The sequence below is a fragment of the Streptomyces sp. NPDC044984 genome (assembly GCF_040646935.1).
Classification (GTDB): domain Bacteria; phylum Actinomycetota; class Actinomycetes; order Streptomycetales; family Streptomycetaceae; genus Streptomyces.
On sequence record NZ_JBEZBE010000029.1, the window covers coordinates 94,432 to 116,692 of the forward strand.

The 22,261-nt window shown below is 70.0% G+C and carries 23 protein-coding genes and 3 pseudogenes; 14 read left to right on the forward strand and 12 right to left on the reverse strand.

The genetic code is table 11. From position 1 onward, the window contains the following. Positions 1-17 precede the first annotated feature (17 nt). Genes AB0A94_RS28120 through amaP form a run of 4 tightly spaced genes read left to right on the forward strand, consistent with a single transcriptional unit; the run spans position 18 to position 1,772 of the window. Positions 18-203: a hypothetical protein gene (locus tag AB0A94_RS28120; RefSeq protein WP_361748691.1), complete on the forward strand. Its 186-nt coding sequence runs from the start codon at positions 18-20 to the stop codon at positions 201-203. Then, positions 200-580: a hypothetical protein gene (locus AB0A94_RS28125; RefSeq protein WP_361748692.1), complete on the forward strand. Its 381-nt coding sequence runs from the start codon at positions 200-202 to the stop codon at positions 578-580. Before AB0A94_RS28120 ends, AB0A94_RS28125 begins: the two co-directional genes overlap by 4 nt. Beyond that, complete coding sequence (locus tag AB0A94_RS28130; RefSeq protein ID WP_361748693.1) at positions 577-1,191, forward strand: DUF6286 domain-containing protein; 615 nt, start codon at positions 577-579, stop codon at positions 1,189-1,191. Before AB0A94_RS28125 ends, AB0A94_RS28130 begins: the two co-directional genes overlap by 4 nt. A 2-nt stretch (positions 1,192-1,193) precedes the next feature. Then, a complete protein-coding gene (amaP, locus tag AB0A94_RS28135) occupies positions 1,194-1,772 on the forward strand; it encodes an alkaline shock response membrane anchor protein AmaP (RefSeq protein ID WP_361748694.1) in 579 nt (192 codons plus the stop codon). 190 nt (positions 1,773-1,962) lie between these two features. Here the strand turns inward: amaP and AB0A94_RS28140 are convergent, their stop codons facing one another. The 4 genes from AB0A94_RS28140 to AB0A94_RS28155 form a co-directional block, all read right to left on the reverse strand. Continuing rightward, on the reverse strand, positions 1,963-2,718 hold the full coding sequence (locus AB0A94_RS28140; protein WP_361748695.1) for an SDR family oxidoreductase: 756 nt from the start codon (positions 2,716-2,718) through the stop codon (positions 1,963-1,965). A gap of 4 nt (positions 2,719-2,722) precedes the next feature. Beyond that, complete coding sequence (locus AB0A94_RS28145; RefSeq protein ID WP_361748696.1) at positions 2,723-4,504, reverse strand: glycoside hydrolase family 15 protein; 1,782 nt, start codon at positions 4,502-4,504, stop codon at positions 2,723-2,725. A gap of 118 nt (positions 4,505-4,622) precedes the next feature. Then, positions 4,623-5,417, reverse strand: a complete 795-nt coding sequence (locus AB0A94_RS28150; protein WP_361748697.1) for an SURF1 family protein — start codon at positions 5,415-5,417, stop codon at positions 4,623-4,625. A 51-nt stretch (positions 5,418-5,468) separates the two neighbouring features. Beyond that, entirely contained in the window at positions 5,469-5,654 is a 186-nt protein-coding gene (locus AB0A94_RS28155; RefSeq protein ID WP_361748718.1) for a hypothetical protein, read from the reverse strand. Between the two features lie 264 nt (positions 5,655-5,918). Between AB0A94_RS28155 and AB0A94_RS28160 the strand changes: the two genes are divergently transcribed. The 3 genes from AB0A94_RS28160 (at position 5,919) to AB0A94_RS28170 (ending at position 8,102) form a co-directional block, all read left to right on the forward strand. Then, on the forward strand, positions 5,919-6,812 hold the full coding sequence (locus AB0A94_RS28160; protein WP_361748698.1) for a hypothetical protein: 894 nt from the start codon (positions 5,919-5,921) through the stop codon (positions 6,810-6,812). A 56-nt stretch (positions 6,813-6,868) separates the two neighbouring features. After that, on the forward strand, positions 6,869-7,765 hold the full coding sequence (locus AB0A94_RS28165; RefSeq protein WP_361748699.1) for a hypothetical protein: 897 nt from the start codon (positions 6,869-6,871) through the stop codon (positions 7,763-7,765). Between the two features lie 61 nt (positions 7,766-7,826). Further along, positions 7,827-8,102, forward strand: a complete 276-nt coding sequence (locus AB0A94_RS28170) for a hypothetical protein (RefSeq protein WP_361748700.1) — start codon at positions 7,827-7,829, stop codon at positions 8,100-8,102. A gap of 98 nt (positions 8,103-8,200) precedes the next feature. On the opposite strand, the pseudogene AB0A94_RS28175 reads toward AB0A94_RS28170, so the two are convergent. Together AB0A94_RS28175 and AB0A94_RS28180 are read right to left on the reverse strand one after the other, a co-directional pair. After that, positions 8,201-8,973: pseudogene (locus tag AB0A94_RS28175) on the reverse strand (transposase). Between the two features lie 42 nt (positions 8,974-9,015). After that, positions 9,016-9,276 (reverse strand): hypothetical protein, encoded by a 261-nt coding sequence (locus tag AB0A94_RS28180; RefSeq protein ID WP_361748701.1) that lies wholly within the window; start codon positions 9,274-9,276, stop codon positions 9,016-9,018. A gap of 108 nt (positions 9,277-9,384) precedes the next feature. Here AB0A94_RS28180 and AB0A94_RS28185 point away from each other — a divergent pair, with 108 nt between their 5' ends. The 4 genes and pseudogenes from AB0A94_RS28185 (at position 9,385) to AB0A94_RS28200 (ending at position 11,246) form a co-directional block, all read left to right on the forward strand. Next, complete coding sequence (locus AB0A94_RS28185; protein ID WP_361748702.1) at positions 9,385-9,999, forward strand: TetR family transcriptional regulator C-terminal domain-containing protein; 615 nt, start codon at positions 9,385-9,387, stop codon at positions 9,997-9,999. Between the two features lie 291 nt (positions 10,000-10,290). Beyond that, positions 10,291-10,449 (forward strand): annotated as a pseudogene (locus AB0A94_RS28190) (NUMOD4 domain-containing protein); the annotation flags it as partial. Between the two features lie 27 nt (positions 10,450-10,476). Continuing rightward, the gene (locus AB0A94_RS28195) at positions 10,477-10,818 is read left to right on the forward strand and encodes a hypothetical protein (RefSeq protein ID WP_361748719.1); all 342 of its coding nucleotides are present in this window, start codon (positions 10,477-10,479) and stop codon (positions 10,816-10,818) included. A 179-nt stretch (positions 10,819-10,997) separates the two neighbouring features. Next, positions 10,998-11,246, forward strand: a complete 249-nt coding sequence (locus AB0A94_RS28200) for a hypothetical protein (RefSeq protein WP_361748703.1) — start codon at positions 10,998-11,000, stop codon at positions 11,244-11,246. 39 nt (positions 11,247-11,285) lie between these two features. Here the strand turns inward: AB0A94_RS28200 and AB0A94_RS28205 are convergent, their stop codons facing one another. The 6 genes from AB0A94_RS28205 to AB0A94_RS28230 all read right to left on the reverse strand — a co-directional run bounded on the left by AB0A94_RS28205 (position 11,286) and on the right by AB0A94_RS28230 (position 19,903). After that, the gene (locus AB0A94_RS28205; protein WP_361748704.1) at positions 11,286-12,701 is read right to left on the reverse strand and encodes a recombinase family protein; all 1,416 of its coding nucleotides are present in this window, start codon (positions 12,699-12,701) and stop codon (positions 11,286-11,288) included. A gap of 323 nt (positions 12,702-13,024) precedes the next feature. Then, on the reverse strand, positions 13,025-14,008 hold the full coding sequence (locus AB0A94_RS28210; protein ID WP_361748705.1) for a DEDDh family exonuclease: 984 nt from the start codon (positions 14,006-14,008) through the stop codon (positions 13,025-13,027). Positions 14,009-14,116: 108 nt separating this feature from the next. Beyond that, positions 14,117-15,112, reverse strand: coding sequence for a CopD family protein (locus AB0A94_RS28215; RefSeq protein WP_361748706.1), 996 nt, complete (start codon positions 15,110-15,112; stop codon positions 14,117-14,119). Positions 15,113-15,302: 190 nt separating this feature from the next. Continuing rightward, on the reverse strand, positions 15,303-16,664 hold the full coding sequence (locus AB0A94_RS28220; RefSeq protein ID WP_361748707.1) for a CoA transferase: 1,362 nt from the start codon (positions 16,662-16,664) through the stop codon (positions 15,303-15,305). A gap of 95 nt (positions 16,665-16,759) precedes the next feature. Beyond that, positions 16,760-18,313 carry a S8 family serine peptidase gene (locus AB0A94_RS28225; protein ID WP_361748709.1) on the reverse strand — a complete coding sequence of 518 codons (1,554 nt, stop codon included), beginning with the start codon at positions 18,311-18,313 and terminating at the stop codon, positions 16,760-16,762. A gap of 60 nt (positions 18,314-18,373) precedes the next feature. Next, positions 18,374-19,903: a S8 family serine peptidase gene (locus AB0A94_RS28230; RefSeq protein ID WP_361748710.1), complete on the reverse strand. Its 1,530-nt coding sequence runs from the start codon at positions 19,901-19,903 to the stop codon at positions 18,374-18,376. A 267-nt stretch (positions 19,904-20,170) separates the two neighbouring features. Here AB0A94_RS28230 and AB0A94_RS28235 point away from each other — a divergent pair, with 267 nt between their 5' ends. From AB0A94_RS28235 to AB0A94_RS28245, 3 genes and pseudogenes are all read left to right on the forward strand, one after another. After that, a complete protein-coding gene (locus tag AB0A94_RS28235; RefSeq protein WP_361748711.1) occupies positions 20,171-20,527 on the forward strand; it encodes a DUF485 domain-containing protein in 357 nt (118 codons plus the stop codon). Beyond that, positions 20,524-22,152 (forward strand): cation acetate symporter, encoded by a 1,629-nt coding sequence (locus AB0A94_RS28240; RefSeq protein ID WP_361748712.1) that lies wholly within the window; start codon positions 20,524-20,526, stop codon positions 22,150-22,152. Before AB0A94_RS28235 ends, AB0A94_RS28240 begins: the two co-directional genes overlap by 4 nt. A gap of 45 nt (positions 22,153-22,197) precedes the next feature. After that, positions 22,198-22,261: pseudogene (locus AB0A94_RS28245) on the forward strand (DUF5931 domain-containing protein); the annotation flags it as partial.

The following is a 22,261-nucleotide window of genomic DNA, read 5'->3' on the forward strand; positions in this document are numbered from 1 at the left end:
GAGCGGAGGAGCGCACCATGAGCATGGCCGTGGTCGGCTTGATCGTCGGCATGGCGTTGGGATTCGCCGGATACTTCGGCGGATTCGGGGCCTTCCTGCTGGTGGCGGCGTTGGGCGCCGTCGGCTTCGTCGTCGGGCGGTTCCTCGAGGGGGACCTGGAACTCGGCGACTTCTTCCGTCCCCGTGACGAACGGCGGCGGTGACGGCGGTGAGCACGATCGCCGAGCCCGGCCGGGGCCCGGCCGCCGTCGCGCCGGGCGAGCGCGGGGCGACCAGGATCGCCGACCGGGTGGTCGCGAAGATCGCCTCGCAGGCGGCCCGCGAGGCGGTCGGCCTCCTGCCGCCGGGCGCCGCTCCGCCGCACGCCACGGTGGTGGTGCGCCATGAGACCGCCCGGATCCGGGTGCACGTCGAGCTCGACTACCCCGGTGACATCGGCGGCCGGTGCGCGCGGGTGCGGCGCCAGGTGGTCGTCCGGGTGCGCTCCCTGGCGGGGATGCACGTGCCGGAGGTCGTCGTCCTGGTCGAACGGCTGCACCTGACGGCCGCGCGGGAAGCGGCCCCGGGGAGGACACGATGAGCGACCCCGAGGGCACGGTCCTGGAGAAGGACCCCCCGCCCGCGAAGGAGCCCGGCGGCTTTGGCGGGCGCCGGCGCTTCTGGTCGGCCCGCCGGGTTCCCGCGGGCCTGGCCGCGCTGCTGATCCTGCTGATCACGGGCGCGTTCCTGTACGACGTCGTCGCGGTGCGGGCCCACCGCGCCGCGTCGGGCTGGCGCCGGGAACTGGCCCGGCAACTCGCCGAACGGCCCCTGGACGACATCTGGGTGCTGACCGGCGCCGGTGTCGCCGCCGCCCTCGGCCTCTGGCTGCTGCTGCTCGCCCTGACCCCCGGCCTGCGCGCCCTGCTCCCGATGCGTCCCACGGATCCCGACGTCCGCGCGGGGCTGTACCGGGACGCCGCCGCCCTGGTGCTGCGGGACCGGGCCCTGGAGGTGGCGGGCGTACGGTCGGTGCGGGTCAGGGTGAAACGCACCCGCGCGGACGTCCGCGCCGTGTCGCACTTCCGTGAACTGGACGACGTACGGGCCGACTTGACCGCAGTGCTCGACGACGCCGTGGAAGGTCTCGGCCTGGCCCGGCCGCCCTCGCTGTCGCTGCGCGTACGGCGGCCCGGCAGGAAGGGGCGGTAGCGGTGCTCAAGGGCGTCAACCGGGTGCTGCTCGGAATCGTGGGACTGGTGCTGGTCGTCCTCGGCGGGTCCGTGCTGGCGATCGGGCTGGGGGCGCCGGCGCCCTCCTGGTGGCTGCACGACGGACGGCACGACGTACTGCTGGACGAGGCCGAGCGGACCCGGTGGCGGGACGAGGGCTGGTGGTGGCCGGCCGTCATCGCCGTTCTCGCCATCCTGGTCCTGCTCTCCCTGTGGTGGCTGCTCGCGGTGCTGCGCAGGCGGCGACCGGCGGAGGTACTCGTCGACACCGGCGACGACGAGGACGCGTCACTGCGCGGGCGGGCCCTGGAACAAGCCCTCGCCGAGGAGGCGAGCCACCTGGACGGTGTGGACCGGGCCCACGTCCTCCTCACCGGCCGCCGACGTGCCCCGAGGGCCCGCGTACTCCTCCTCCTGCGACCCCACGTCGACCCCGGAACCACCCTGCGATCCCTGACGAGGGGCCCCCTCACCCACGCCCGGAACTCCGCGGGCCTCCCCACCCTCCCCACGGAGACCCGCCTGCGAGCCGTAAAACACCCCCCGGAACGAGTGACCTGACCCGCCGCTCCCGCCGTAGCCGCATCGCCGCAGCTGCGGGCAGTCGTGCGGCTGGGGCGGCACAGGTGGGCGGTGGGGGCACCTCCCGCTCGAACGCAGCCGAAAGATGAGGGAGGCACCCGCAAGCGCCGGGCCGCGCGACCCACCCCCGCCCCACCCCAGCACAGGGCACCCGTGAAGCGACCGGGCGTCAGAACCCGTGCCGGAAACCCCCGTCCACCGGCAGCATCACACCCGTCAGATACGACGCCGCCGGCGACAGCAAGAACGCCGCCGTACGTCCGAACTCCGCGGGGCTCCCGTACCGCCGCAACGGAATCCGGGACTCCGCCGCCTGCCGCGTAGCCTCCGGATCCGCCGACAACGAGTCCAGCTCCCGCACCCGGTCCGTGTCGATGCGCCCCGGCAGCAGCCCCACCACCCGAACCCCCCGCGGCCCCAACTCGTCCGCCAGCGACTTCGCGAACCCCGCCAGCCCCGGCCGCAGCCCGTTGGAGATGGTCAGCCCGGGAATCGGCTCGTGCACCGACCCCGACAGCACGAACCCGATGACACCCCCCTCACCCAGCTCCGCCGCGGCCGCCCGCGCCATCCGCACCGCACCCAGGAACACCGACTCGAACGCCGCCCGCCACTGCTCGTCGGTGGTGTCGGCGACGAACCCCGGCGGCGGCCCGCCCACGCTGACGAGGATGCCGTCGAAGCGCCCGAACCGCTCCCGCGCGGTGGCGATCAGCCGCGCCGGCGCCTCGGGGTCGGCGTTGTCGACGGCCACCCCGACCGCGTCCGGCCCCAGCGCGGCCGCCGCCTGGGCGACGGACTCCTCCTCCCGCCCCGTGACGACCACCTTCGCGCCGTCGGCGACGAGCTCCCGCGCGGAGGCGTTGCCCAGTCCGCGGGTCGCCCCGGTGACGACGTACACCCGGTCCTTCAGTCCAAGATCCATGGCCCTATCCTGCCCCCTCGTCCCCGAACAGGGCGAGGGCGGTGTTGACCAGGCCGATGTGGCTGAACGCCTGCGGGAAGTTGCCCAGCAGCCGCCCGCCCACCGGGTCGTACTCCTCCGCCAGCAGACCCACGTCGTTGGCGAGCCCCAGCAGCCGTTCGAACAGCTCGCGCGCCTCCTCCGTCCTGCCGGTCATGTGCAGGGCGTCCGCGAGCCAGAACGAACACACCAGGAACGTGCCCTCCCCACCGGGCAGCCCGTCGACGGCCGTCGCGTCCGGCGTGTAGCGGTGCACGAACCCGTTCTGCCCCAGCTCCGCGCGGACCGCGTCGATGGTGCCCAGCACCCGGGGGTCGTCGGGCGGCAGGAAACCCGCCCGGGGGATCAGCAGCAGCGCGGCGTCGAGTTCGCGGGAGCCGTACGACTGCGTGAACGTGTTCCGCGCGGGGTCGTACCCCTTCTCGCACACCTCCCGGTGCACCTCGTCGCGCAGTGCGCGCCAGCCGTCCAGGTCCCCGTCGAAGTCCGGATGCTCCTCCAGCGTGCGCACCGCGCGGTCGGCGGCCACCCACACCATCACCTTGGAGTGCACGAAGTGGCGCCGGCCGCCGCGCACCTCCCACAGCCCCTCGTCCGGCTGCCGCCACGCCGTGCGCAGGAAGTCCATCAGCACCGACTGCAGCGCCCACACGTCCGGCTGCGCGGACAGCCCCGAACTCCGCGCCAGCGCCAGGGAGTCCATGACCTCGCCGTACACGTCCAGCTGGAGCTGGTTCACGGCGTCGTTGCCGACCCGTACGGGCGCGGCGCCGCCGAAACCGGACAGCCACGGCAGTTCGAACTCCGGCAGCCGCCGCTCGCCCGCGAGCCCGTACATGATCTGCAGGTCCGCCGGATCGCCCGCGACCGCGCGGAGCAGCCAGTTGCGCCAGGCCTCCGCCTCGTCCTGGTACCCGGCGGCCAGCAGCGCGTTCAGGGTCAGGGTGGAGTCGCGCAGCCAGCAGAAGCGGTAGTCCCAGTTGCGCACCCCGCCCGGCTCCTCCGGCAGTGAGGTGGTGGGCGCGGCGACGATGCCGCCGGTGGGGCGGTAGGTGAGCGCCTTGAGGGTGATCAGCGACCGGACGACCGCGTCCCGGTGCGGGCCGTCGTAACGGCACCGGGACGCCCAGGCACGCCAGTCCTTCACGCTGTGCCGCAGCGAGGAGTACGGGTCGACCAGCGGGGGCCGCGGCTCGTGGGAGGGGTGCCAGGTGAGCACGAACGCGACCCGCTCGCCCTCCCGCACCGTGAACTCCGAGACGGTGCACCGGTCCTCGCCCCAGGTCTCCACCTCCGGGACGCTGCGCAGCCACGCCGAGTCCGGCCCGGCCACCGCCACCCGGTGGCCGTCCTCCTTGCGCACCCACGGCACGACCGAGCCGTAGTCGAAGCGCAGCCGCAGGGTGCTGCGCACGGTCACCTCACCCCGTACGCCCTGCACGATCCGCACCAGGTCCGGCGCGCGGTGGCGCTGCGGCATCAGGTCGGTGACCAGCACCGCCCCCTCGGCGGTCTCCCACTCGGTGTCCAGGACCAGGGTGTCCTCGCGGTAGGAGCGGCGGGCGCACCGGTCCGCGCCGGCCGGGGCGATGCGCCAGTGCCCGTTGTCCTCGTCCCCGAGCAGCCGCGCGAAGCAGGCCGCCGAGTCGAAGCGGGGCAGGCAGAGCCAGTCGACCGAGCCGTCCGCGCCCACCAGGGCAGCGGTCTGTTCGTCGCCGATGAGCGCGTAGTCCTCGATACGGTGCACGGGGTGCGGGTTCCCGGCAGCAGGGGGCGGCAATCAGGGGCGGTTCCGGGGGAGTGACGGTCCGTCGGCCGCCACCGTGCCGCCGCCGGGGAAGACGACACCGGGGCCCGAGGGAGTGCTACACCGCCGCCGGTTCCGTCTCCTCGGCGTCCGTCTCCGCGGCCGCCGCCCGGGCCCGCTCCCGGGCCTCGCGGCGGGCCAGCACGAACCAGCCGACCGGCACGGCCGCCGCGAACAGCCACCACTGGACGGCGTACGCGTAGTTCAGCGCCGCGTTCTCCTTGCCGGGGTTCCCGAGCCGCTCCGGGGTGCCGTCCTCGGGCTCGGGCGCCGTCTGCGCCACGTAGCCGCCGAGCACCCGGGCGCCGAGGCGCTCCGCCTCCCGCTCGCTGTTGATCAGCATGATCTGCCGGTCGGGCAGGCCCTCGAGGTCCTTGATGCCGCTCGCCTCGGTCGTCTCGTCGGGCATCAGCCGGCCCTTGATCGTGGTCTCGCCGCGCGGCGGCGCGGGGACCTCGGGGAACGAGGTCCGGCCCGCCTCCGAGGGGATCCAGCCCCGGTTGACGAGCAGGACCTTGCCGTCGTCGAGGACGAAGGGGGTGAGGACGTGGAAGCCGACCCGGTCGTCGGCGTTGGTACGGCGGCGGACGACGACCTCGTCATCGGTGTCGAAGCGTCCCGTGGCGGTCACGGTGCGGTACCGCTCGGCGCGCGTCACGGCGTCCCCCGGGGCGGCCAGCCGCTCCACCGGCACCGGATCGGCGGCCAGCGCGTCGGCGACCAGCCGGTTGCGGGCGTCGCGCTCCCCGTAGCGGTCCATCTGCCAGAAGCCCAGCCAGATCATCGTGGGGATGAGGAGCAGGGCGACCAGTGTGATGGTCACCCATTGGCGGGACAAGAGAAAGCGGTACACCCCACGACCGTACAACTCGGTCGCGGGGTGCTTTGAGGCGGGTACGTCCCTTCAGGCCCGGTCGACGATGCCCGCCTTTCCCTCCGCGCGGGCGCAGTGGGCGCCGCAGTACCAGTGACCGTCGGCCTCGACGCCCTGGCCGATGATCTGCACCCGGCAGTGCTCGCAGATCGGGGCCATGCGGTGGATCGCACAGGAGAAGCAGTCGAAGACGTGCACTCTCCTCTTCTGTGAAATTGATACCTCATTGGAGGGGAGTGAGCTGCGGCTATGACCGTGAGCGAGTGGCTTGACCACTGGCTGTCACAAGCTCCAAAGCTGCCGGAGGGTGACTTGGCCGACATCCAGCACATCTTGACGACAACAGGCGAAGACGACGGCTGTCCAGTTACGTCGTCCGTCCCAAGAAACAGACCCCCAAGGACTGGCATCCCTGAGGGGTCTCAGCAGAGCCCGGCTGTCACCGGGCGCTACCTACACACCTGAAGGATTCAGCTTCAGATGCGCGTCAATCGTACGCGGCACGAACGTGCCTACGTCCAGGTCTCGAACGCCATAGCGAGGCACGGGAACCTCTCCCTTGAGGCCGTGGGCCTCCTCGTTCGTCTTCTCTCCCTCCCCGATGGTTCGGGGGCAACGGTCGAGAGGATCACCGCCCAGGTCTCCAACGGCCGGCGCTCCGTCTCCAAGGCCATGAACGAGCTGATCGAGCCCGGCTACGTCAAGCGCGCCAAGGTCCAGGACCCTAAGACCGGCCGGTGGGTCACCATCACGACCGTCACGGACACCCCGGAGTCCGTGACCTCTCCGACTGACCGGTTCCCAACGGTCGGTACGGCGACTGGTCAGGCTGTCGGCGGCTCTCCCATAGGGAGTAAGACGGAAGAAGAGAAAGACACCACTTCCATCCCCGTCCAGACCGCTGAGGAAGCGGTTCTGCTCGCCCCCGAGGGCGACGAGGAGAGCAGGGAGGGAGAAGAGGCCGCCTTCCTCGCCAAGATCAACCGCGAGATGGCCCGTGAAGCCCGGCGCACCCTGGAGCGGCTGAGCCTGCCCCTCTCGGACCAGGAGATTGCGCGCCTGGCCCCGAAGGTGGTGCCGTGGCTGCGTGAGGACTACCAGTCGGAGGAGATCCTTCGGTGTCTGACCTCTGCCCTGCCTGAGCACGTCGACTCCGTGCCGGCCCTCATCTCCTACCGGCTGAAGAACTTCACCCCGGAGCGGCCCGTCCAGGCCGCCCCGAAGACTGCCTCCGCCCCCATTCAGCGGGAGGTCTGCGAGGTCTGTGAGGCCCCGTTCCGTCTCCCCGAACAGTCCGGCACCTGCGCCAACTGCAAGGACGAAATGAGCCGTGTGACCGCGCGGTTCGGCGTCGAGCTTCAGCCCTCCCACTGAGCTGAGAACCCCTTCCCTCCCCCTCGATCGAGAGGACTCCCATGCCTACTTCAGCCATGCCCTGGTACATCAAGGCCGTTCTTCACATCGCCCTCCCCGCGGCCTGCCTCGCGGCCCTGTACCTGTCCATCCCCGGCGAAATCTCCCTCGCCAAGACGGCGGGCTGGTCGGACAAGTACGCGCCGGCCATGCCGGTCTGCCTGAGCGTCTACGCCCTGTCGGCCAGCGCCATCGCCACGTACCGAAGGAAGATGCGGCTGCCTGGCCAGATGACGGCTCTGATAGGCGCTCTCATGGCGCTCATCCTCGCCATGTCGGCGCAGTCGATCTCTCACCTGATCGAGCAGACCTACATGGAGGGATCTGCTCTCCTCACCGTGACTGTCTCCTGTATCCCGCCTCTCGTGATCGGTCACCTGATCCACATGGCGGAGACTCCCTCGCAGGCCGTCTCCGCTTCGGAGGAGATAGACGAACTGAGAGAAACCAACACTCAGTTGTTCACCGCCTTGGTCGACCATGAAGGGAGGTCTCTCATCTCTCGAACCGTCGCCCTCCTGGGCGTGGCCAAGCATCTTGAGTTGCAGGCCGGCGAGGCTGCCGAGGAAGCCGCGGTGACCATCGACCGCATCGAGGCGGACATGACTCCGAGGAAGCGCACCGGTACCCGGGTGGCCGGGCAAGACATCGAGGAAGCCCGCGAGAGGCTGGCCAAGGAGAGCGGCGAGAAGCCGACAGTTGCCCGCGTCTGCGAGTTCCTGGGGATCTCTCCTGCCACCTACTACCGGAACCATCCTCGGACGGTCTGGCTCTCCGAGGAGTCCGTCCCTGCGGGGCGGGCCTGTCACACCTTGATGAGAGACTGGCAAGGTGGAGTGGGTCGAACGGGCAGCGCGTCCGCTCCGTGGTGTCCTACAGTGCGAGGGCGGCGGAGACCAGGAAGCGGTTCCTAGTGGCCGAGCACCGCACGAACGTTACGGTCGTCAAGGTTCCGATCTTCGGGGGGAAGAGCTGATGCCCATCAGCGCGGAAGGCATGCCCAGGACTTTGCAGGGCGCGGTCATGGACTTGGCGTTCAAGGGCATGATCGAGTTGTTCAAGAACGCCGAAGACCGCTCCTTTGCGTGGGACGAGAGTGGAGACATCCGCGCAGCGGCCACCTTCAACGTCCTCCCTGAGCGTCCGATCCGGGTGGAGGTCGTAAAGCGTCGTAACGGCCTTATCAGCGTGCAGTTCCCTCCGGTCAAGGTCATCAAGGGTCAAGCGAAGAGGAAGCCGCCTCGACGCTGAGGTGTGAAACAAAAAGGGCTTACCCCCGTCTATGGGCTGTCCCGTAATGGATCTTGGATTACGGTGCTTCTTTGGTAGGTGGCCTGGTGGTTGCCGGGTTATCCGGCGAGGGCGAGGTTGTGCAGGCGGGCGATGCCGGGCATGGCGTGGCGAACGCCGTCACCTTTCAAGCGGCAGTCGCGGAGGATCTTCCAGGTCTTCATGCGGGCGAAGACATGCTCGACGCGGGCGCGGACGCTCTTGTGCGAGCGGTTGTGTTCCTCCTTCCAGGCGACCAGTTCCTGGTCCTTGCGCGTGCGACGGTGGGGAATGACCAGGCCGGTGCCGCGGTAGCCGCCGTCGGCGATCGTGGTGGTCTTCCCGACCGCCGCCTTGGCGCCGGACTCCTCCCATGCCCTGCAGTCGTTGCGGTTGCCCGTCACGGGCCGACCGACCGCGACGACCAGGCAGGAGTCCGCGTCGATGACGACCTGGTGGTTGGTGGAGTACCGGTAGTTCTCCGACTGTTCGGCGACGGTGTGGTCGCGGGTGGGGACCAGGGTGCCGTCCACGATCAGCACGGTGTCTTTGCGGTAGCGGCGGCGCTGCTGCAGCGCCAAGCGCGGGCCGAGGGCGTTGATGATCCGGTCGGCGGCGGACTTCGAGACGCCGAACAGCGGGGCGAGCTGCCGCAGGGTCAGGTTGGTGCGCCAGTAGGCGGCGAACAGCGCAGGGCCCTGTCCTCCAGTGGCAGGCTCCAGGGCCGGCCGCGCCGTACCGCATCAGCGCCCTCGCGGCGCAGCCCTGTCACCAGCTTCTGGAACAGCCGTGGGCTCAGCCCGGTGAACGGGGCTGTCCAGGAAGACTCCGACGCCGTGATCACACCAGTCACGCCAAAAGCTTCCCACGCGGCGGTGGTTGGCCTCTGGACCGCTCACGGACGTCGGTGCGCCTGCCTCCTCGCATGGTGACGGCGCGCCGCTGTCGCCAGTAGGGCGGCACCTGCAAAGCCGACCAGGAGGGTTCCCCACTCAGGCACGTGGGCTGCCCGCAGAAGGCCGGCGACACCGAAGCTTGTATCCCATCCGGCCTCCGTGATGGCGGAGCCGAACCCCTGGATGGCCAGGATGGCACCGAACAGCCAGAGCAGCCCCTCGCCTGAGCTGTTGTCCGACTTCTTGAGCTGCTTCCCCATGACAGGCTTCCTCTCCGCAGTGCGCACATCGTTCCGATGCGATCGCATCACATCGTGCGGTGCAGCCGGATATGATGCAAGTGCATCGGAAAACAGGAGGAGCTGAGCGTGCCCAGGCAGGTCGACTACGAGGACCGACGCCGCCGGATCGCCGAGGCGGTCTGCACTCTGATCGCGCGTTCCGGCATGGAAGCCGTCAGCCTGCGCGACGTCGCCGCTCAGGCGGACGTGTCCATGGGCGCCGTCCAGCGGTGTTTCCGCACCAAGGAGGACATGCTGCTCTTCGCGCTGGAGCACGTCTCCCAACACGTCAGCGAACGCGCCAACCAGCGCATCGCCACAGCCTCCGCCCCTCAGGCCGCATCCACTCTGCTGTCACACACCCTGGCCGAACTCGCCTTGCTGGATGAGGAATCGAAGACGCAGGCGCACGTCTGGCTGGCCTTCGTCGCCCACGCACCGGCCAGCGAGAAACTAGGCGCCGTCCTGCACGACACTTATGCCAAGCTCCATGACCTCATCGCGTGGCTCATCCGCTATGGCCAGGACACCCAGGAAATCCCACAGCGCCTCGACCCCACCCGCGAGGCCCACACCCTCCTCGCTTTGGCTGATGGCCTCACGGTCCACGTCCTTGCAGGCCACCACTCTCCGGAGATGGCGCTGGCCATCCTTCAACGCCACATCGACCACCTGCTGCAAAGAGCATCCAGCCACGGATGACGCGCCCAGCCCGAATGTGTTGCGCGCCGCACGCTTCTGACGCCCACAGCCTGCTCGGGGCTGGTCAGCAGATACGGGACAGCCCTTAGAGCTGTTTGGGCGACGTGTCGGCGTGAACGAGCTGGAGTCGAAGCCTGCCGAGAAGATCTGTAAGGACTGTGAAGAGGGGAAGTCGACCAGTCAGTTCCCCCGGAACATCGTTCAGCCTGACGGTTTTTCTGTCCGGTGCCACACCTGCTCTCAAGCTTGGCGCAAGCGCCGTGCCCTTCTCTGGGAAATGGGGGCACGGTGATGGAAGAGGAGTTTTGGAATCCTATCCCTGGCTTTGATGGTTGGTACGACGCATCCGACGCCGGCCGCGTCCGGTCTTGGAAGGTCCGCGGCCGGCCTCACCGTGCCGCAGAGCCTACGGTCCTCCGGGACCAGGCGCACAAGAACGGAATGCGCTATGTCTCACTCCGCCAGAAGGGCAGGTGCGTGCGCCAGCTCGTACACCGCCTGGTGATGCTGGCCTTTGTGGGTGAGCCTCCCGAGGACGAGGCGCTTGTGATGTATCTGAAAAAGGACAATGCCGATAACCGGCTGACGAATCTGGAGTACGCGTCTCCTGAGGCTATTTCTGCTTTCCGCCTGGATGAATATGCCTGCGGTGAGTATCATTCAAATTCCAAGCTGACTGAGAGCATCGTTCGGTTCTGTCGAAGCGTCTACTCACCCGGTGATCCTCAGGTGGGTGCCTCTGCTCTGGCCGAGGACTTCGGAGTGACGCCGGCCGCGATGCATAACGCGGTGACTGGCAAAGCTTGGCGGCATGTGTGACAAAAGAAGAGTGGCTTGAGATATGGCTTTCCGAAGCTCCGGTCCTTACTGAGGATCAGACGGAAGAGATCCTTGAGCTGATGGACTTGAAATGACGCCTACGCCGACCAGGTGTCGTATCTCGCTGACGTGGCGCTGTCAGCTTGCGAGCGCCTTCCTGGCGGCTGACCATGCTGCTTATGACACGTTGCGAAGTGTGCGGGAATGACTACGCGCTAGCGTTCACCGTAGAGACCCAGGACGGTGCTCGTCACGTCTTCGATTCGTTCGCCTGTGCGATCCATCGCATGGCCCCGATCTGCGAGCACTGCCGGGTGCAGATCATCGGCCAGGGCGTCGAGGCCGACGGTCACTGGTTCTGCGGCGCCCACTGTGCCCGCGCCGAGGGAAAGGCAGGCATTGTCGACAAGGTTGGATCACCGGCATAGAAAGCGTCCCCTTCCTTGCGGAAGGGGACGCTTCTCGTTTCAGGCGGTGTGGAACACCGGCTCCACCCGCGCGGGATCGAACCTGCCTCCCCGGCTCTTGGCCGGGTGAATGAGTACTGCCCGGAGCACCTTCCGAACGATGATCCGCTGACGTTCGATCGACAGGTTCTCCCAACCGTTCGCCAACAGCTCTTCAGTGATGGAACGAGTGCCGGCCGGGACCATGTGGTCCGCCTTGTCCACCAGCAGTTCGTTCTTGCGGGCGTTGAGGTCGTCGAGAGTTGTGACGTATGTGCCGGCCTTCACCTTCTTGGTCCTCCAGAGGGATTGAAGATCCGCAATCTCCTCTTCGACGCCCTTCAGCTCATCCTCATGTGCCCACGGCTCCGCCGCTTCAGGAACCTGCTTTTGCCGGCTGGCCCTGAGTACCTGCGCCCAGACGAGATCCTGGATCATCTTTTCGAGTTGGGGGCCGTCGATGGCGAGAGCCCCGCACTGCTCCGGACGCTGCTTGTTGCAGTTGTAGTTGTAGCCAGGGGTCCGCTCACCCTTCTTCCACTTGGGGTGGCCCTTCAAGCTCCCCCCGCACCGGCCGCATCGTGCGATGGCGGTCAGAAGGCAGCTGACGTTCGACTCGCCGGGGTTGTTCTTGGAGTCCCTGCCCTTGATCGCCTGAAGCTGATACCAGGTGTCGAGCGTGCCAAAGATCGGTTCCCAGTCACCCATGACGATCTCATTGTCGTCGTCGTAGATCAGCTCTTCGTTATATGTGCGGATGCCCCAGTTCCGCGGAGCAAGGATCATGGCTTTTGTCCCACCCCAAGTGAAGTGCTTGCCGGTGGCAGTGTTGATCACGTGCTCTTCGGCCAGCCACTTCATGATCGTGGCTACACGATCACCGGCGATGTACTTCTCCACGGCCTTCTTGCGGATCGGGGCAGTCTCAGGGTCCAGCTTGCTGGGATCGTCCTCCAACCACCCGAAGGTCAGACCCCTCGCGTGAGACTGGCCCTTCTTGGCCTTGGCCACGTTCGCCCGGATCACACGGCGTCTGGTGTCCTCGCTGCTCTTGTTGGCGATGTTGACGAAGAGGCGAGCTGAGAATCGGCCGTCCGATGTGGTGAGGTCGAAGTTCTGTCCTGAGAGGGTCTTGAAGATCAGAGGTTCCTTCGAGGTCTCATAGATGTCGATGACCCTCTCAAGGTCCCGGGGCTGCCGATATACCCGGTCGATGTCGTAGGCGAGGATGCCGCAGATCCGGCCGGCCTTCAGATCCTTGATCATCTGCTCGAAGTCGGGACGCTTCACATTGCGTTTGAAGGCGCTGAGGTTGTTGTCCTCGTACCACTTGACCGGGGCACCGCCGGCCAGTGTCTCGATGTCTTCACGCTGCCGTAGGACGCCCTTGCGCTCCTCCTCGGTGGCCTCCTCGGCTGTGAGGAGGCCGTCCTTCACTGCCCGGCGTATGTCTGCAAGGTCCGCGTCCGAGATGCGGCAGTACCCCCCCCGACAGGCTTGGCCTGCATCGGTCCCCCTCATGCGATCAGGTCGATATGTGAAGATTCGCTGCGAGGGACGATAGAGGCGAGTAGCCAATTCAGCCAAACAGTAGTATCGCGCCCTGCGCGTGCACCTCGAAGGTCATTCCGTAACTGTTGCCGCAGACTTCGCATGTCGCCATGGGGCACAGGGTGAGCCGTCGGACCGGCGCGGGCGAGCGGGCGGCGGGCGAGTCGCCCGCCAATCACCCGTCCGTACGGTCGGGCCCGGCGTCCCGGTCAGCCCTCCGACGCGGGTTCGACGTTCCCGAGCAGCTGGCCGAACGCGGCCTCGTCGACGACCGGGGTGCCGTACTGCCGGGCCTTGACCACCTTGGACGTGCCCGAGTCCGGATCGTTGGTGACGAGGAGGCTGGTGAGCCGGGACAGGCTGCCGGCGACATGCAGCCCGGCCTCGGTCGCGCGGTCCTCCAGCAGGTCCCGCTCGATCGAGGTGTCCCCGGAGAACGCCACCCGCATGCCCTGCTTGAGCCGCCCGCCCGGTGCGTACCGCCCCGGGTTGGGGTACGGGCACGCGGGCCGCTTGCGGGACGGGCGCCAGGCGGCCGGCCGGTAGCCGCCGGGGCCCGCCTGCTGCCCGGTACGGGGTCCGTCCGTCCACTCGGTCAGCGGCCGGCACTCGTGCAGCGGCAGCCGTACGCCGCCCGCCGCCGCGGCCCGCAGACTGGGCCGGAACGCCTCCGCCAGCACCCGCGCGTCGTCCAGCGCGTGGTGCGCCCGCCGCTGCACGACACCGAAGTGCGCGGCGAGCGACTCCAGCTTGTGGTTGGGCAGCGGAAGCTTCAGCTCCTTGGAGAGGGCGATGGTGCACAGCCGCTGCTTCACCGGCGCCTCGCTCCGCGCGCGGGCGTACTCCCGGGCGATCATCTGCCAGTCGAAGACCGCGTTGTGCGCGACCAGCACCCGGCCCTCCAGCCGGGTCGCGAACTCCGCGGCGATCTCCTGGAAGAGGGGCGCGCCCTCGAGCACGTCGCTCGTCAGGCCGTGTATCCACACCGGGCCCGGGTCCCGCTCCGGATTGATCACCGTGTACCAGTGGTCCTCGACCTCGCCGCGCGCGTCCAGCCGGTAGACGGCCGCGGAGATGATGCGGTCGTCCCGGGCCAGCCCCGTGGTCTCCACGTCGACGACCGCGTATCCCCGGGGGTACGCGGCCGGCCACTCGGTGGGGGAGGACGCTGCGGTCGTGAGGTCGTCGAGCATGGTTCACGAGGATACGGGCCCGGACTGACACCGCCGGCCGTCAGGCCCCCGGCGCACGGCCCGCGCCTTCGGGCGCCGGGAATGTGCGTACGAGCCGTGAAACCCCGTTCACCAGCGGATCGGCACCGGCAGCGCGGTCAGCAGTCCCGACACCGCGATCACCACGCCGAGCGCGTACACCTCCGCCCGCGCGGGGGAACAGGCGGTCAGCGGGTCCCGTGCGCGGGCCAGCCGGATCCGGGCCCACAGGGCGAGGACGGCGACCCCGGCCGTCAGGACCACCTTGGCGAGCAGGACACGCCCGTACGCCGTGTCCGTCAACTGCTCCAGGACCGTCTCCGGCGGCATCCGGCGCAGCGAACTGCACACGCCCGTCGCGGTGATGACGACGAGCAGCACGGCCGCCAGGCGCGCGTAGCGTCCCAGCAGCGCGGCGCCCGCCTCCGCGCGCCGCCACCGCCGCAGGGTGCGTAGCACGTGCAGCAGACCGCCCACCCAGAGCGACGCGCAGACCAGGTGCGCCAGGGTCAGCCCGGAGCCGACGAGCGGGCTGTACTCGGTCGTCGGATGCGCGCGCAGCGCCTCCGCGACGATCACCGCGGCCAGCGGCCACACCTGGGTGCCGGGGCGGCCGGACGCCGCGCACAGGGCCGCCGCGAGGAAGGCGTTGACCTCCAGGAGGGCGAGTTTGCCGTCCCTGGAGCCGTAGAGGCCGCCGACGTCGATGTCGGCGAGGCTGTCGGGCACCAGGTTGCCGGTGGCCACGACGGAGGCGAGTCCGAGGGCGGCCACGAAGCCGACGGAGTTCGCCGCGGTGGACCAGCCGCGGGGCGCGGCGGGGGGAGCGCCGGGCACGGAACGTGCCAGCCGCCGCACGAGCAGCTCGCCCACGGATATGGACAGCGCCGCGAACAGCACCGCCCGCAGCAGGGCTATGCCACCGGTACCGGGCGCGTCGGCCTCCCCGGTGCCGTGCAACGCGGGCGACGGCCCGAACAGCGGTATCACCGCCCCGAGCGCCACCAGCACGAGCACGGCGACGGCCCGCCCCCGCCCACCCCTGTCGACACCGTCCGCCTTGCCCCTGGTCCTCGTCAAACTCACCCCAGGATCTTCACAAGGCCCCACAGAAGCGGGCAAGTCCGCGAGCCCAACTGCGGGCAGTCGCGCCTCCCCCAGTGCCTTGAAGGCCTGGGAGGTGCCCCCAGGGCGACGGGGGTCCCCCGCCCGAGCGCAGCCGAGAGTGGGGGAGGCACCCCGCCGACGCCGGCAAGTGACACCCCCGCGCGGTCCCTCAGACCCACCGGGCCGAATCGGCTCCCCAACACCCCGGCGCCCGCCCCCAGTCACGCGGTCCGCCCTCGAACACCACCGGTGACAAGGCGTACCGCAGCCTCCCCAGCGCACTGTCCCGCTCCGCGAGCCACCGCCCGACGGGCACGTCACCGGAACCGCCGCCACTGGCGCGCCCCTCCAGCAACCACCCCGCCGTCCGTGCCAACGCCACCCGCACCACCCTGCTCCCACCCACCTCCACCTGCTCACCGAGCGCCCGCAACACCCCCGCCGCCAGCAGGTACCCCGTACCGTGATCGAGCGCCTGCGCGGGCAGCGCCCCCGGCCGCCCCGCCGAAGCACCGCCCTCGACCGCCGCGATCCCCGTGGCCACCTGCACCAGGCTGTCGAACCCGCGCCGCCCGCCCCACGGCCCGTACGCGCCCCACGCCGACAACTGGGCCACCACCACCCCGGGCCGCCGCTCGGCCAGCGCACCGGGCGTCAGCCCGAAGCGGTCCAGGGCGCCCGGACGGTACCCCGTCACCACCACGTCCGCCGTCGCGAGCAGTTCCTCGAACACCTCCCGGCCGGCCGAGAGGTCCAGCAACGCCGACCGCTTCCCGAAGCCCGTGTCGGCGTGCTGGTCGACGAGTTCGGGCAGTCCCGGCGCGTCCACGCGCAACACGTCCGCGCCGAGCAGGGCGAGCGTGCGGGTGGCGACCGGGCCCGCGATCACCCGGGTGAGGTCCAGCACCCGCAGCCCCGCCGCGGGCAGCAGCGGGTCCCGGCCCACCGGAGTGAGCACCCGCGCGGGGGCCGCGTCCAGCCGCTCGCGCTCCACGAGGGGCCGCTTCGCCACCTCCACGCCCTGCTCGTGCGCCGCCCACTCCTCGGGCGTGCGCAGGGCGACGGCGAGACCCCCGGCCGCGCACACCGCCTCCTCGACCTCACGCGCGGAGCGCTCCGCGAGCGCCGCCGCCACCGCCTCCGGGTCCTCCGGCACGCCCAGCACGGACAGCAGCCGGGCCCGGTGGTGCGGATAGTTGGCGTGGGTGCGCACCCACCCGTCGGCCGTGCGCCAGAACCGCGACAGCGGCGCGAAGGTCTCCGGGGCCCGCCCGCCGACCAGCAGGTGCCGCTCGCTGACGAACGCCGTGGCCACCGCCCCGTCGTCCACCCGCACCGCCGGCACCTCGCCGCCCGTCCGCCGTGCCCCCAGCTCGGCGGCGGCCAGCGCGCACGCGCCCACCCAGGCGCGCGCCGACTCCCGTACCGGCAGCCGGGAGGGGAGCACACCGGGCCGTTCGACGGTTGACACGCGCGCGAGGAGGGCGGGATCGCCGCCCAGGGCGGACCACACGGCCGCGAGATCGGTCATGACCGCACTATGCCGTACCGCGACGCGAAAGGGGCCGGGCGCGATCGCCCGGCCCCCGCCGCTCACACCTCCCGCGCGACTACCGCGTCACCGCGTCACCGCGTCACCGCGTCCAGTGCGTCGGCCGTGCCCCAGCCGTAGAAGCCGTTGCGGTTCTTCGGGCCCTCGCACACCGCGTCGACCTTGCCGTCACCGTCGATGTCGTACGGGTCCGTGCACGCGGTGGCGTCGGCCTCCGCGTACAGCAGGGCCTTCACCAGCGCCGGCGAGGCGTGCGGGTGCGTCGACCTGATCAGCGCGGCGACGCCCGCGACGTGCGGGGACGCCATCGACGTACCCGCCATGTAGCCCCACTTGCCGCCGGGCAGCGTGCCCAGGATCAGACCGCTGGTGGCGGGCGGCTCCGGCGTCTGGTACGCCGTCGAGTCACCACCGGGCGCGGCGATGTCGACGACACCCCGGCCGTAGTTGGAGAACGACGACTTCAGGCCCTTCGCACCGGTCGCCGCGACCGTCACCACACCCGGCAGCTGGGTCGGTATGTCGTAGCACTCGGACGGGTCGATCACCCGGTCCGACGGGGTGGAGTCGTTCGGGGAGACCGGGTCGGTGATCTCGTCGGCCGCGAGGTCGTAGTTCTCGTTGCCGGCCGCGGCCACGTTCACCGCGCCCTTGCGCTCCGCGTACTTCGACGCCCGGGTGACGGCCTCGACGAGCGCCTTCTGGTCCGGGTCGTCGGTGCAGTTGAAGTACCAGGGGTCGGTGTAATAGCTGTTGTTGGTGACGTCGACCCCGTGCTCGGCCGCCCACACGAAGCCGCAGACCACGGCCTCGGTGTAGAAGAAGCCGTCCGGGTTGGACACCTTGATGCCCGAGACCTTCACGCCGGGCGCGACACCGGTCATGCCGACGCCGTTCTTGGCGGCGGCGATCTCACCGGCGACGTGCGTGCCGTGCGCGCTCTCCGACGGGCCGGGACGCCAGGCGCCCTCGCTCGTGTCCGGCTTGCCCGACACGCAGTCGACCGACGCGGCCCGGTCGAAGTTGGGCGCGATGTCCGGGTGGGTGTCGTCCACACCGGTGTCGATGACGGCGACGGTCACCTTCGGGCTGCCCAGCGACTTCTCGTGCGCCCGGTCCGCCTTGATGGCGGGCAGGTCCCACTGCAGGCCCTGGAGCGGGTCCTGCCCCTCGGCCGCCGCGGACCCGGCCCGGGCGATCTCGGAGTCGCTGAGCACCTTCGGGGTGACCGTGTCGGTGGTGGCCGCCGACGGCAGCGGCGCGGTACGGGTGGCACCGGCCGACTGCACTCCGCGCACCGTGCGGACGGTCTTCGCGAAGTCGGCGTTCGACGAGTGGACGACGATGACGCCGATCTTGTCGTACGACGTCACGATCGTCCCGCCGGCCTCGCCGATCGCCTTCTTCACGTGCGCCGCCGTGCCGTGCCCGCCCTTGACGTTGACCACGTAGCTGAGCGGGGTCGCGTCGGCGGAGGCCGCGGCGGGCCGCTCGGAGGCCGCGGCCGGCTGCTCGGGGGCCGGGGCGGCCGTGGCCGCGGTGTTCGGCAGGAAGGCGAGCGCGGTCGCCATGGCCATCCCGGCCGGGACGACGAGCGCGCGGCGGTGACGCGGGTGAGACGCGGTCATGGAGTCTCCAGTTCGTTCAGGAGTGCGTTCGGAAGGGCGGGGAGGGGGAGGCGGCGGCGCTCACTCGACGGCGCGCAGCGCGTCGACGATGCCGGAGCCGTAGAAGCCGTTGACCCGGTCGCCGCCCTCACAGGTCGCGTCCTGCGCGCCGTCGCCGTCCTGGTCGTAGGAGTCGGGGCAGCCCGGGTTGTTCGCCTGGGCCTTCAGCAGCGCCTGCAACTGGGCGGGCGTGGCCCGCGGGTGCTCGGACTTCAGCAGCGCGGCGACACCGGCGGCGTGCGGCGAGGCCATCGAGGTGCCCTGCAGGAAGGCGTACTCGCCGTTCGGCATGGTCGACAGGATGCGGCCGTCCTTCGACGGCGTGTCCGGCAGCTGGTAGCGGCGGTCGCCGCCCGGCGCGGCGACGTCGACGACGCCCTTGCCGTAGGTGGAGTAGTACGACTTGAGGTTCTGCACGCCCGTCGCGCTGACCGTGACGACGCCCGGCAGCTGGGTCGGCACGTCGAAGCACTCGTGCGGGTCGATGGTGCGCGTCACCGGCGTGGAGTCGTCGGGGCTGGAGTCGTCGACGATCGCGTCGGAGTCCAGGTCGTGGTTGGAGTTGCCGGCCGAGGCGAGGTGCAGCGTGCCCTTCTTCTGCGCGTACAGCTGGGCCCGGTTGACCGCGTCGACGATCGCCTTCTGGTCCGGGTCGTCCGTGCAGTTGTACAGCCACGGGTCCACGTAGTAGCTATTGTTCGTGATCTCCACGCCGTGGTCGGCGGCGAACACGAAGGCGCAGACGACGTTCTCCGGGTAGAACAGGCCGTTGTCCGGGTCGCTGACCTTGATGCCGGCCACCTTCACGCCGGGCGCGACACCGGCGACGCCGACTCCGTTGCGGGCCGCGGCGATCTCACCGGCCACATGGGTGCCGTGGTAGTCGTCGGCCGTGTACGGCCGCCAGGCGCCCTCGCTGGTGTCCGCCTTGCCGCCGACGCAGTTGGCCGACTGGGCGGCGGAGAAGTTGGGGGCGAGGTCCGGGTGGGTGTCGTCGACGCCGGTGTCGATGACGGCGACGGTCACCTCGCGGCTGCCGTCGTTGATCTTCGCGGCCCGGTCGGCGCCTATCGCCCGCAGGTCCCACTGGTCGGCCTCGAGCGGCTCGCTGCCGGGTGTCCGCGCGGAGGCGGCCCGCGTCCGCGCGGCCTCGGCGGTGCTCAGGTAGTCGGCGGCGCCCTCGTCCGTCGTCCCGGCCGCGGTCAGCGGCGCGGTGCGGGTGGCGCCGGCGGACCGGACCCCGCGGGCCTCGCGTATCTCCTCGCCGAAGTCCGGGTCGGCCGAGTGGACGACGATCACGCCGATCCTGTCGTACGTGACCACGACCTTCCCGCCGGCCGCGGCTATCGCCCGCTTCACCGACGCGATCGTGCGGCGGTCCGCCTCGGTGTTGACGACGTACGCCAGGGCGGGCGCGTCCGCCGCCTGTCCGGCCGGCGCCGTCCGCGGGGCCGCCGAGGCCGCCGCCGGCAGGAAACCGAGCGAGGCGGTCAGGGACAGCACGACGGGCACGGCGAGGGCGAGCCGGCGGCTGGAACGCAGATGAGCCATGGGGTCTCCACATCATCCGGAAACGAAACCGGCCCGAGGCACAAGGGTGGTGCTCGGGCAGGTACATGACGGGGGTGCAGGGTGAAGCTATCCCGCGCTCTCGCTGGCCAGCAATGTTTTGCCGGAAACGACTTCGGAAAGCGCCAGGGGAAAAGAACGGCGGAGAGTTGAACCGGTCCTCGCGTGGCGCCGTGCCCTTGGGCAGGAAGCGCGAGGACACTCGCCTTCGTCCCCGCCCGAACCGGAACCGCACCGCGAGGAGACCCCGTGGCCGCCGAAGCACCGCCCCCCTCGACAGGACGACACAAACTCCCCACCCCCGAGGAGTTCACCGAGGTGCAGGAGAGCGCTGAGTTCGGTGAACTGCGCCGCTCCTACCGCTCCTTCGCCTTCCCGCTGACCATCGCCTTCATCATCTGGTACCTGCTGTACGTCCTGCTCTCCAACTACGCGGGCGACTTCATGGGCGCCAAGCTGTTCGGCAACATCAACGTCGCCTTCGTCTTCGGCGTCCTGCAGTTCGTCACCACGTTCCTCATCGCGTGGTGGTACTCCCGGCACGCCGCCGCCAAGCTCGACCCCAAGGCCGAGGCCATCAAGACCCGTATGGAGGGCGGCGCATGAGCCCCGCGATCACCCATGTCACCCTCGCCGCGAACGAGGCCAGCGAACACCGCGGACTCATCATCACCCTGTTCGCGCTGTTCGTCCTCGCCACCCTCGGCATCACCGTCTGGGCGGGCCGGCAGACCAAGGACGCCGCCGACTTCTACGCGGGCGGACGCCAGTTCAGCGCCTTCCAGAACGGACTCGCGGTCTCCGGCGACTACATGTCGGCCGCGTCCTTCCTCGGCATCGCCGGCGCCATCGCCCTCTTCGGCTACGACGGCTTCCTGTACTCCATCGGCTTCCTGGTCGCCTGGCTGGTGGCGCTCCTCCTGGTCGCCGAGCCACTGCGCAACTCCGGCCGCTACACCATGGGCGACGTCCTCGCCTACCGCATGCGCCAGCGCCCGGTGCGCACCGCCGCCGGCACCTCCACCATCGTCGTGTCGATCTTCTACCTGCTGGCCCAGATGGCGGGCGCGGGCGTCCTCGTCTCGCTGCTGCTCGGCATCACCTCCGACGCCGGCAAGATCCTCATCGTCGCCCTCGTCGGCCTCCTGATGATCGTGTACGTCTCCATCGGCGGCATGAAGGGCACCACCTGGGTCCAGATGGTCAAGGCCGTGCTGCTCATCGGCGGCACGCTCCTCATCACGTTCCTGGTGCTGCTGAAGTTCAACTTCAACATCTCCGACCTGCTGGGCAGCGCCGCCGAGAACAGCGGCAAGGGCGACGCCTTCCTCGAGCCCGGCCTGCAGTACGGCGCCGACGGCACCACCAAGCTGGACTTCATCTCCCTCGGCATCGCCCTGGTGCTCGGCACCGCCGGTCTGCCGCACATCCTGATCCGCTTCTACACGGTGCCCAACGCCAAGGCCGCCCGTAAGTCCGTGAACTGGGCCATCGGCATCATCGGCGGCTTCTACCTGATGACCATCGCCCTCGGCTTCGGCGCCGCCGCGCTGATCTCCCAGGACGAGATCATCGCCTCCAACCCGTCCGGCAACACGGCCGCCCCGCTGCTCGCGCTGCACCTGGGCGGCGTCGACTCGGCCTGGGGCGCGATCCTGCTCGCCACCATCTCGGCGGTCGCCTTCGCGACGATCCTCGCCGTGGTCGCCGGACTGACCCTGGCCTCGTCGTCCTCCTTCGCGCACGACATCTACGCCAACGTCATCCGCAAGGGGCAGGCCACGGAGAAGGAGGAGATGCGGGCGGCCCGCTGGGCGACCGTCGCCATCGGCGTCGTCTCCATCGCGCTCGGCGCCCTCGCCCGCGACCTGAACGTGGCCGGCCTGGTCGCGCTGGCCTTCGCGGTCGCCGCGTCCGCCAACCTGCCGACCATCCTCTACAGCCTGTTCTGGAAGCGGTTCACCACCCAGGGCGCGCTCTGGTCGATCTACGGCGGTCTCATCGTCGCCGTCGGCCTGGTGCTGTTCTCGCCCGTCGTCTCCGGCGACCCCAAGGCGATGTTCCCGGACGTCGACTTCGCCTGGTTCCCGCTGAAGAACCCGGGCATCATCTCCATCCCGTTCGGCTTCCTGATGGGCTGGCTCGGCACCGTCCTGTCGAAGGAGGAGCCCGACGCCAAGAAGTACGCGGAGCTGGAGGTCCGGTCCCTGACCGGAACCGGCGCCCACTGATCCACACCCCGAACGGCCGCGTCGTACGGACCCCTGGAGGTCCGCCCGACGCTGCCGTCCATCTGGACCGCCGGATCGGTGCTCGCGTTCGCCGTCAAGGGCGGCTGGC